General features: G+C 61.0%; 1 protein-coding gene and 1 pseudogene. Both read left to right on the forward strand.

The features are described from left to right. Window positions 1–373, forward strand: a pseudogene (locus ACOCD2_RS25115) (type I-E CRISPR-associated endonuclease Cas1); the annotation flags it as partial. Window positions 374–381: 8 nt separating this feature from the next. Further along, window positions 382–602 (forward strand): type I-E CRISPR-associated endoribonuclease Cas2e (cas2e, locus tag ACOCD2_RS25120; protein WP_305802536.1); only part of this gene is annotated, 221 nt, incomplete at its 3' end.

The following is a 602-nucleotide window of genomic DNA, read 5'->3' on the forward strand; positions in this document are numbered from 1 at the left end:
CGCCACCGCCTGCCTCTATGGCATCACCGAGGCCGCCGTGCTGGCCGCAGGCTACGCCCCTGCTGTCGGCTTCATCCACACCGGCAAACCGCTCTCTTTCGTGTATGACATTGCCGACATCTACAAATTTGATACCGTCGTCCCTGAAGCCTTCAGGATCGCCGCGTCCAGCCCTGCCAACCCCGACAAGGTCGTGCGCCTCGCCTGCCGCGACATCTTCCGGGAAACCAACATCCTCAAAAAAATTATCCCCGGCATTGAAGATGTCCTCTCCGCCGGCGGCATCCAGACGCCTGAGCCGCCAAAGGCGTCTGTTCCCCCCGCCATTCCCGAACCCAAGGGTATTGGCGATGCAGGGCATCGCGGAGGCTGATCGTGGCTATGCTCATCGTCGTCACCGAAGCTGTTCCGCCCCGCCTGCGTGGCCGCCTCGCCGTCTGGCTGCTTGAAGTTCGCGCCGGCGTCTATCTCGGCAACGTCTCCAGGCGCGTGCGCGAGATGCTCTGGGAACACTGCGAGGCTTTGATGGAAGACGGCAACATCGTCATGGCCTGGCAGACCAATACCGAATCTGGCTTTGATTTTCAGACACTTGGAAAGAA

It is taken from the genome of Thiolapillus sp. (assembly GCF_048562965.1).
In the GTDB taxonomy this organism is placed as follows: domain Bacteria; phylum Pseudomonadota; class Gammaproteobacteria; order Chromatiales; family Chromatiaceae; genus Thiolapillus; species Thiolapillus brandeum_A.